Source organism: Modicisalibacter sp. 'Wilcox' (assembly GCF_010993675.1).
Classification (GTDB): domain Bacteria; phylum Pseudomonadota; class Gammaproteobacteria; order Pseudomonadales; family Halomonadaceae; genus Modicisalibacter; species Modicisalibacter tunisiensis.
Window position 1 is genome coordinate 1 of the sequence record NZ_WNXF01000028.1, and the last position, 9,061, is coordinate 9,061.

Sequence of the window (9,061 nt, forward strand, 5' to 3'; positions counted from 1 at the left end):
TGTGATCTGGCGAGATCAATCAACAGGATACGCCACCCTTCCTACCTCCTCCCATACACCAGAAGTCACCATAGCTCTCGCCAGTCAAGGATCATCCCTTCTATCAGGGGTTGCACCGGGGTCATTTGTTGTACCTGCGCTGCGATGTCTGCAATCGGGCCTTACCCTACGGTGCGGGTCTGTGCCCGCGCTGTCTGGAGTCCACCATCCGCTGGGAGCCCAGTGATGGCCGTGGAGAGGTGCGGGCACGGGTGACCTACCATCGTAGCCACCGAGAGAACCTGCCAGCACCTTACGACGTGGTGGTTATGCAACTGGACGAGGGGCCCAGGCTGTTCGGACGTTTATCGCAGGACGCGGAGTTGGTGGAGGCAGGGGCTCGAGTACGGGCTCAGATTGACCACGACGAGCTCGTATTTGTCGCAGAATAACAAATAGTCAGCGGCTACGCTGCCGAACGCGGGTCCCTCTAAGGGCCTATTCCAATAGGTTGGGTCATACCTCCTAAAGAGATGGAGAGGGAGAGGTTGTCATGGGACTAGCGATCAAAGACGATGGATGGCGGTTGTCGGACGAACTGTGGGCGCGGATGGAGCCGCTGCTGCCGGTGCACGTGCCGAAGCCGCACCCACTGGGCTGTCATCGCCGACGGGTGCCGGATCGGGCAGCGATGGAGGCGATCCTCTTCGTTCTCAGGACGGGCTGTTAGGCAAGACGTGCAATTTTTTTTTATTAAATTTATGAGATTTATGAGAGCGTAGAGAAACTCAAGTGAAGAGTTGGCTTGTTTTAAAATCTGATCAGAGGATGGGCTATGGCCAGATTTCAGGTGTTCAACCGCACAACGGGAGATCGCTTTACCTGCCAGCAAGGCCAGAGTGTGCTCAAGGCCATGGAACAGCAGGGACTCAAATGTGTGCCCGTGGGCTGCCGGGGCGGCGGCTGCGGGTTCTGCAAAATCATGATCCTGGAGGGTAAGTTCGAATGCGGAAAGATGAGCAGAGTACATGTTCCGCCCGAAGCCATTGAGAAAGGGGAAGTACTGGCCTGCAGGGTCTACCCCCTGACTGACTTGACCATTGAGTGCCTGCCGCAACCGGCGGCCGGGCCTACAAACACAGCATCGTTGAGGTGATTGTCATGAAAAAAGGTGTTATGCGTCCCGGCCACGTCCAGATCCGCGTACTCGATATGGATGAGGCCCTCAAACACTATACGGACCTAATGGGTCTTATCGAAACCGACCGCGACGACCAGGGCCGTGTTTATCTAAAGGCCTGGTCTGAAGTGGACAAGTTCTCCGTGGTTCTGCGCGAGGCCGACGAGCCGGGCTGTGACTTCATGGGTTTCAAGGTGCTTGACGAAGAGATCCTGGTCCAGCTTGAAAAAGACCTGGTGGATTACGGCGTTGAAGTTGAGCAGGTGCCGGCAGAGGAGTTGAAGGATTGCGGTCGTCGTGTTCGCTTCACGGTGCCTTCCGGTCACGCCTTCGAGCTGTATGCCGATAAGCTTTACACCGGCAAATGGGGTATCAATAACGTCAACCCTGAAGCCTGGCCCCGCGGTCTGCGAGGCATGAAAGCCGTGCGGTTTGACCACTGCCTATTCTACGGCCCGGAGCTGGCTGCGACTTATGACATTTTTGTCAATGTCCTCGGCTTCGACCTGGTTGAGCAAGTATTGGATCCGGAAGGCACTCGGGTATCGCAGTTCCTGACGGTGTCCATGAAGGAGCACGACGTGGCGTTCATCCATCATGAGGAGCCAGGCAAGTTTCATCACGCCTCTTTCCATCTTGAAACTTGGGAAGACGTGCTGCGGGCGGCGGATCTGATCACCATGACCGATACCTCCATTGATATCGGCCCGACCCGTCACGGGCTGACCCATGGCAAGACCATCTACTTCTTTGACCCGTCCGGCAACCGCAATGAAGTGTTCTGTGGCGGTGATTACTTCTACCCGGACCACAAACCGATCACCTGGAAAGCGGAAGAGCTTGGCAAGGCCATCTTCTATCACGACCGTGTACTGAACGAACGTTTCATGACGGTTCTGACGTGATCCCGAACGAATGAAACAGGGTTTAGCAGCGATGAAAGACATCAAACACTACATCAACGGGCAGTATGTTGGCTCAGCCAGCGGCAAGCTGTTCGACAACGTGAACCCGGCAACCGGCAAGGTGATCAGCAAGGTTCACGAAGCCGGCCGGGAAGAGGTGGATGCCGCCGTGAAGGCGGCCCGCGCAGCGTTAAATGGCCCCTGGGGGAGGATGACCCTGGAGGAGCGCACCCGGATTCTCCACAAGGTGGCGGACGGCATCACCGCCCGGTTCGATGAGTTCCTGGAAGCGGAATGCCTTGATACCGGCAAGCCTAAATCCATGGCGAGCCACATCGACATTCCCCGGGGCGCGGCGAACTTCAAGGTGTTCGCGGACATGATCAAGAACGTACCCACCGAATCCTTTGAAATGCCCACACCGGATGGTACGGGCGCGCTGAACTACGCTGTTCGCCGCCCGAAAGGCGTGATTGGCGTGATCAGCCCCTGGAACCTGCCGTTGCTGCTGATGACCTGGAAAGTTGGCCCGGCACTGGCGTGTGGCAACACGGTGGTGGTCAAGCCCTCCGAGGAAACCCCCACTACCACAGCCTTGTTGGGTGAGGTGATGAAAGAAGCCGGCATACCGGATGGCGTTTACAACGTCGTTCATGGTTTCGGCGGTGATTCAGCAGGCGCATTCCTGACCGAACATCCATTGGTAGACGGCTTCACCTTTACCGGCGAAACCGGTACCGGCGAAGTGATCATGAAAGCCGCCGCAAAAGGCATCCGGGACATCTCCCTGGAGCTGGGTGGCAAGAACGCCGGCCTGGTGTTTGCCGACTGTGACATGGACAAGGCCATCGAAGGCACCATGCGCTCTGCCTTTGCCAACTGCGGTCAGGTATGTCTGGGGACCGAGCGGGTTTACGTTGAGCGTTCCATCTTCGACGAGTTCGTGGTCCGGCTGAAAGAAGCCGCGGAAGGCCTGAAGATCGGTACGCCGGACGATGCCGAAGCCAACCTGGGGCCGCTGGTTAGTCTCAAACACCGCGAGAAAGTCCTTTCCTACTATCAGAAAGCCGTGGATGACGGTGCCACTGTTGTGACCGGTGGTGGTGTCCCTGACATGCCGGAAGAGCTGGCTGGTGGTGCCTGGGTTCAGCCCACCATCTGGACCGGTTTGGCGGAAGATTCCGCGGTGATTACCGATGAAATCTTCGGCCCCTGTGTCCATCTTTGCCCGTTCGACAGCGAGGAAGAGGCCATTGAGCTGGCCAACAGTCTTCCTTACGGCTTGGCCTCGGCCATCTGGAGTGAAAACATCACTCGCGCCCACCGGGTAGCGGGCCAGATTGAGGCCGGCATTATCTGGGTCAACAGCTGGTTCCTGCGGGATCTGCGCACACCCTTTGGTGGTAGCAAGCAGTCCGGTATTGGCCGCGAAGGTGGTGTGCACTCCTTGGAGTTCTACACCGAAATGAAAAACATCTGCGTAAAATTGTGAGCCGACCATGACTGCACCTCAGAACAGCCCGGAAATCGGGCGCGAGATAACCGCCGCCGGCTACCGCACCAACGTGCATGACCATGGTGCCGACAATGCTAAGAGTGATGTCCCGGTCATGATGATCCACGGCTCCGGCCCCGGCGTCACCGCCTGGGCCAACTGGCGCCTGGTGATTCCGGAGCTGGCGAAGAACCGCCGTGTGGTGGCGCCGGACATGCTCGGCTTCGGTTACACCGAACGCCCGGAAGACAACACCTACAACCGCAAGCGCTGGGTGGCCCACGCCATCGGTGTTATGGATGCGTTGGACCTGCAACAGGTGGATCTGGTGGGCAACTCCTTCGGTGGCGGCTTGGCTCTGGCGCTGGCTATCGAGTACCCGGAGCGCATTCGTCGTCTGGTGCTGATGGGCTCGGTGGGTGTCAGTTTTCCAATCACCAAAGGGCTGGATGAAGTCTGGGGTTACGAGCCTTCGCTCGAAAACATGCGCCGGCTGATGGACGTGTTTGCCTTCAACAAGGGCCTGCTCACTGACGAACTGGCGGAGATGCGTTATCATGCCAGCATCCGCCCCGGTTTCCAGGAGTCGTTCGCGGCCATGTTTCCGGCCCCGCGCCAGCGTTGGGTAGACAGCCTGGCCAGCCCGGAAGAAGACATCCGGGCACTGCCGCACGAAACCCTGATTCTCCATGGTCGTGAGGATGAAGTCATTCCCCTGGAAGTGTCATACAAACTGGCAGAACTCATCGACCGTTCACAGCTGCACGTTTTTGGCCGCTGTGGCCACTGGACCCAGATCGAGCATCCCAGCCGGTTTGCCCGGATGGTGGATGATTTTCTTACGGAAGCCGACCAAGTGGCTGGGGGAGAGCACTGATGGAACAGTCACGTATTCAGGCGCTGGGTGATGAGCTCTATCAGGCCATGCTCAGCCGGGAAGCCGTTTCCCCGCTGACCAGCCGCGGCGACGATATCACCATTAACGACGCCTACCACATTTCCCTGCGCATGCTGGAACGCCGTTTGGCGGATGGCGCCTCGATCATCGGCAAGAAGATCGGCGTCACCAGCAAGGCGGTTCAGAACATGCTCAACGTTCACCAGCCGGATTTCGGGTACCTGACCGACGACATGGTGTTCAACAGTGGTGAGGTCATGCCCATCAGTGACCGACTGATTGCGCCTCGCGCCGAAGGCGAGATTGCCTTCATCCTGAAAAAAGACCTGGCCGGTCCGGGCATCACCAATGCGGATGTACTGGCCGCTACCGAATGTGTCATGCCCTGCTTCGAGATTGTCGATTCCCGCATACAGGACTGGAAGATCGCTATTCAGGACACGGTTGCCGACAACGCCTCCTGTGGCCTGTTTGTGCTGGGTGACCAGGCGGTGTCTCCCCGCAAAGTGGATCTGGTGACCTGCGGCATGGTGGTGGAAAAGAACGGCAGTGTGATCAGCGCCGGCGCGGGTGCCGCAGCATTGGGCTCCCCGGTGAACTGCGTGACCTGGCTGGCCAATACCCTGGGTGAGTTCGGAATCACCCTTAAAGCCGGCGAAGTCATCCTGTCCGGCTCTCTGGTTCCGCTGGAGCCGGTCAAGGCCGGTGATTACATGCGCGTGGATATCGGTGGCATCGGCAGCACCTCCGTGCGCTTCGCCTGATCGGGATTAATGAGGACAACATCATGAGCAACAAAATCAAAGCCGCGATCATCGGCTCGGGCAACATCGGCACCGACCTGATGATCAAGATCCTGCGCAATGGCCAGCACATCGAGATGGGTGTGATGGTCGGCATCGATCCGGAATCGGACGGCCTGGCCCGCGCCCAGCGCATGGGCGTGGCCACCACCGCCGAAGGCGTGGACGGCCTGGTGAAAATGCCGGAGTTCACCGACATCGACATCGTCTTCGATGCCACCTCCGCCGGTGCTCATATCCACAATGACAGGCTACTCCGTGAACACAAGCCGTCGATCCGGGTGGTGGACCTGACCCCGGCGGCCATCGGGCCCTACTGTGTGCCGGTAGTCAACCTGGAACAGCATCTGGCTGAAGGCAACGTCAATATGGTCACCTGCGGCGGCCAGGCCACTATTCCCATGGTCGCTGCGGTGTCTCGTATCGCCAAGGCCCACTACGCGGAGATTGTTGCCTCGATTTCCAGTAAATCCGCCGGCCCCGGCACCCGTGCCAACATCGACGAGTTCACCGAAACCACCTCCAAGGCTATCGAAGTGGTGGGCGGCGCCCAGAAGGGCAAGGCCATCATCGTTCTCAATCCGGCCGAGCCACCACTATTGATGCGGGACACCGTCTACGTGCTGTCCGATGCTGCCAATGAGGCGGAGATTGAGGCGTCTGTGGAGGAGATGGTCGCCGCAGTCAACCGCTATGTCCCCGGGTACCGCCTGAAGCAGAAAGTACAGTTTGACCGGATTCCCGACTCCGAACCCATGAACGTCCCGGGCCTGGGCCGCTTCACCGGCCTGAAGACATCGATATTCCTGGAAATCGAAGGCGCCGCCCACTACCTTCCTGCCTACGCCGGCAACCTGGACATCATGACATCCGCCGCGCTGGGTACCGCTGAGCGCATCGCCGAGTCGCTGGTCCACTGAGGAGGAACGAACCATGACCTTTAACTCTCAACAGCAATCGGGTAAAAAACTCTACATCTCCGACGTGACCCTGCGCGACGGCAGCCACGCCATCCGTCACCAGTACTCCATCCAGAACGTTCAGGACATTGCACGGGCCCTGGACAAGGCCAAGGTGGATTCCATCGAAGTGGCCCACGGTGACGGCCTGCAGGGCTCCAGCTTCAACTACGGCTTCGGCGCCCACACCGACCTGGAGTGGATCGAAGCGGTGGCAGAAGTGGTCACCCATTCCAAGATTGCCACCTTGCTGCTGCCCGGTATCGGTACCGTCCATGACCTGGACAATGCCTATCAGGCCGGCGCGAGAATCGTAAGAGTGGCCACCCACTGCACCGAGGCGGATGTCTCCAAACAGCATATCGAACACGCCCGCAAACTGGGTATGGACACCGTCGGCTTTTTGATGATGAGCCACATGCAGACCCCGCAGGGCCTGGCTGAGCAGGCGAAACTGATGGAAGGCTACGGTGCGACCTGTATCTACGTGGTGGACTCCGGCGGCGCCATGAACATGAACGACATCCGCGACCGCTTCCGGGCACTCAAGGACGTGCTCAAGCCGGAAACCCAGACGGGCATGCACGCGCACCACAACCTTGCCCTCGGTGTGGCCAACTCCATCGTGGCGGTGGAAGAAGGCTGCGATCGCATTGATGCCTCCCTCGCTGGCATGGGTGCCGGCGCCGGCAACGCGCCGCTGGAAGTCTGTGTGGCCGCCTTCGACAAGATGGGCTGGGAGCATGGCACCGATGTCTACGCCCTGATGGATGCGGCCGATGACATTGTCAGGCCCCTGCAGGATCGCCCGGTTCGAGTGGACCGTGAAACCCTGGCCCTGGGCTATGCCGGTGTCTACTCCAGCTTCCTGCGTCACTCTGAAGTAGCAGCGCAGAAGTACGGCCTGAAGACCGTGGACATTCTGGTCGAGCTTGGCAAGCGCCGCATGGTGGGCGGCCAGGAAGACATGATTGTGGATGTGGCGCTGGACCTGCTGGCGGCACGGAAGGAGCAGAAGGCATGAGCAAGACACTAAGCCGCGAGCAGATGCTGGCACTGGCCGAACACGTGGAAAACGCCGAACTGCAGGCCCATGACATCACCAAGGTCACCAATGACTATCCGGACATGACCTTCGATGACGCCTACGACGTGCAGTGGGAAATCCGCCGTCGCAAGGAAGAGCGGGGCAACAAGATCGTGGGCATGAAAATGGGCCTCACCTCCTGGGCCAAGATGGCCCAGATGGGTGTGGAAACCCCGATCTATGGTTTTCTGGCGGACTATTTCAGTGTGCCGGATGGTGGCGTGGTCAACACCAAAGAACTGATCCACCCGAAAATCGAAGCCGAAATTGCCTTTGTTACCAAGGCACCGTTGAAAGGCCCGGGCTGCCATATCGGCCAGGTACTGGCGGCGACGGACTTCGTGATTCCCGCCGTGGAAATCATCGACTCCCGCTACGAGAACTTCAAGTTCGACCTGGTGAGCGTGGTTGCGGACAACGCCTCGTCCACCCGCTTTATCACCGGTGGGCAGATGGCCGACGTTGCGGATGTGAACCTGAAAACCCTGGGAGTGGTAGTCGAGAAGAATGGTGAAGTTGTGGATGTGGGTGCCGGTGCCGCGGTCCTGGGCCACCCCGCCTCCAGCGTGGCCATGCTGGCGAACCTGCTGGCTGAGCGGGGCGAACACATCCCCGCGGGCACCTTCATCATGACCGGTGGTATCACCGCCGCCATCACTGTCGAGCCCGGGGACAACATCACGGTACGGTACCAGGGCCTTGGTACTGTATCCGCCCGATTCCAATAAGGAGCTTTTATGCCCGTAGCCCAAATCAACATTCTGGAAGGTCGGTCTGATGAGCAGAAGGAGGCGCTCATCAGAGAGGTCACCGATGCACTCTGCCGATCTCTGGGAGCTCCGGTGGAAAGCGTACGGATCATCATCACAGAGATGCCCAAGCAGCACTTCGGTATTGGTGGGCAGTCGGCCAGGAAACTGGGGCGTTGAGCCCCGGCAATTACTGCGAGATTTTCTTCGGAGAAGAAACGTCAAAAAAGGTCGTGGGTTATTTGTATATTGTGATGACGCTGGAAAAATTCAGTCCCGGGAACAGGTCTGCTTCGGGCCAGTAGCGAGACGTGGTTATGTTCTTCGAGGGTGATGACTCGGCCTAAACCACCCGCCTGGATGACCCGAGAATGTGCCTGCTGTATGCAGCGTTCACTCTGAGAGGCAGGCAGTTTCCGCAAGGGATGTTCAGTACCGGAATGGACGATGCTGCACAGCTAGTCTCTGGCTTTGAATGGTTGAAAGAATCATGGTAGACGGAAACCAAAAACCGCTTGTTCAACTTGGGTATATGCTGACTGAAACCGCCGCATTGCGCCTGCTGGAAGTGGCCGTAGGTAAGGCTGAAGAGCTCGGTATTAAAGCCACGGTTGCCGTGGTAGACCCGTCTGGTCGCCTGATAGCATTCTTAAAAATGGCGGGATCTTTCCTGGTGTCTTCCGGACTGGCCCGGAAAAAAGCGATCACCGCTGCCGGCATGGGCATGGATACCGTAAAACTGGAAGCTTTGCTCGGCGCCGAACCATCACGTGTTCTCGAAGGGCTGACCAAGTCTGAAGACTTCACGGTGATTGGTGGTGGTATACCTTTGGTCCGGGACAGTCATGTGATTGGCGGTATTGGAGTCTCTGGCGGTAGCGAAGAGCAGGATATTAAATGTGCTAAGGAGGCTGCTCAGCTTATCTGTACCCTGAATCCGTGAGACCGGCCCCCAGGAATGCTTCTAACCTACTGAACTGCATGGCAATATAGCGAATATCGCCAT

Annotated in this window: 9 protein-coding genes and 1 pseudogene; all 10 read left to right on the forward strand. The window is 58.4% G+C overall.

What is annotated here, in order from left to right; all coding sequences use genetic code 11:
• Positions 1 to 532: 532 nt before the first annotated feature.
• A pseudogene (locus tag G7A98_RS16230) lies at positions 533 to 703 on the forward strand (transposase); the annotation flags it as partial.
• Between the two features lie 437 nt (positions 704 to 1,140).
• The gene (locus tag G7A98_RS16240; protein ID WP_163650724.1) at positions 1,141 to 2,064 is read left to right on the forward strand and encodes a catechol 2,3-dioxygenase; all 924 of its coding nucleotides are present in this window, start codon (positions 1,141 to 1,143) and stop codon (positions 2,062 to 2,064) included.
• A gap of 31 nt (positions 2,065 to 2,095) precedes the next feature.
• The gene (locus tag G7A98_RS16245; protein WP_163650725.1) at positions 2,096 to 3,556 is read left to right on the forward strand and encodes a 2-hydroxymuconic semialdehyde dehydrogenase; all 1,461 of its coding nucleotides are present in this window, start codon (positions 2,096 to 2,098) and stop codon (positions 3,554 to 3,556) included.
• 7 nt (positions 3,557 to 3,563) lie between these two features.
• Positions 3,564 to 4,436, forward strand: coding sequence for an alpha/beta hydrolase (locus G7A98_RS16250; protein ID WP_163650726.1), 873 nt, complete (start codon positions 3,564 to 3,566; stop codon positions 4,434 to 4,436).
• A complete protein-coding gene (gene dmpE / locus G7A98_RS16255; RefSeq protein ID WP_163650727.1) occupies positions 4,436 to 5,221 on the forward strand; it encodes a 2-oxopent-4-enoate hydratase in 786 nt (261 codons plus the stop codon). Before G7A98_RS16250 ends, dmpE begins: the two co-directional genes overlap by 1 nt.
• Positions 5,222 to 5,244: 23 nt before the next feature.
• A complete protein-coding gene (locus G7A98_RS16260) occupies positions 5,245 to 6,180 on the forward strand; it encodes an acetaldehyde dehydrogenase (acetylating) (RefSeq protein ID WP_163650728.1) in 936 nt (311 codons plus the stop codon).
• Between the two features lie 13 nt (positions 6,181 to 6,193).
• A complete protein-coding gene (gene dmpG / locus G7A98_RS16265; RefSeq protein ID WP_163650729.1) occupies positions 6,194 to 7,243 on the forward strand; it encodes a 4-hydroxy-2-oxovalerate aldolase in 1,050 nt (349 codons plus the stop codon).
• Positions 7,240 to 8,034, forward strand: coding sequence for a 2-oxo-3-hexenedioate decarboxylase (gene dmpH / locus G7A98_RS16270; RefSeq protein WP_163650730.1), 795 nt, complete (start codon positions 7,240 to 7,242; stop codon positions 8,032 to 8,034). The genes dmpG and dmpH overlap by 4 nt, the downstream gene beginning before the upstream one ends.
• Positions 8,035 to 8,043: 9 nt before the next feature.
• Positions 8,044 to 8,235: a 2-hydroxymuconate tautomerase gene (locus G7A98_RS16275; RefSeq protein ID WP_163650731.1), complete on the forward strand. Its 192-nt coding sequence runs from the start codon at positions 8,044 to 8,046 to the stop codon at positions 8,233 to 8,235.
• Between the two features lie 295 nt (positions 8,236 to 8,530).
• Complete coding sequence (locus tag G7A98_RS16280) at positions 8,531 to 8,998, forward strand: heme-binding protein (RefSeq protein WP_163650732.1); 468 nt, start codon at positions 8,531 to 8,533, stop codon at positions 8,996 to 8,998.
• Positions 8,999 to 9,061: the final 63 nt, after the last annotated feature.

Bases quoted from the DNA above. Each gene is read 5' to 3' on its own strand.
- G7A98_RS16240 (WP_163650724.1), top strand. From the start codon at position 1,141: ATGAAAAAAGGTGTTATGCGTCCCGGCCACGTCCAGATCCGCGTACTC.
- G7A98_RS16245 (WP_163650725.1), top strand. From the start codon at position 2,096: ATGAAAGACATCAAACACTACATCAACGGGCAGTATGTTGGCTCAGCC.
- G7A98_RS16250 (WP_163650726.1), top strand. From the start codon at position 3,564: ATGACTGCACCTCAGAACAGCCCGGAAATCGGGCGCGAGATAACCGCC.
- dmpE (WP_163650727.1), top strand. From the start codon at position 4,436: ATGGAACAGTCACGTATTCAGGCGCTGGGTGATGAGCTCTATCAGGCC.
- G7A98_RS16260 (WP_163650728.1), top strand. From the start codon at position 5,245: ATGAGCAACAAAATCAAAGCCGCGATCATCGGCTCGGGCAACATCGGC.
- dmpG (WP_163650729.1), top strand. From the start codon at position 6,194: ATGACCTTTAACTCTCAACAGCAATCGGGTAAAAAACTCTACATCTCC.
- dmpH (WP_163650730.1), top strand. From the start codon at position 7,240: ATGAGCAAGACACTAAGCCGCGAGCAGATGCTGGCACTGGCCGAACAC.
- G7A98_RS16275 (WP_163650731.1), top strand. From the start codon at position 8,044: ATGCCCGTAGCCCAAATCAACATTCTGGAAGGTCGGTCTGATGAGCAG.
- G7A98_RS16280 (WP_163650732.1), top strand. From the start codon at position 8,531: ATGGTTGAAAGAATCATGGTAGACGGAAACCAAAAACCGCTTGTTCAA.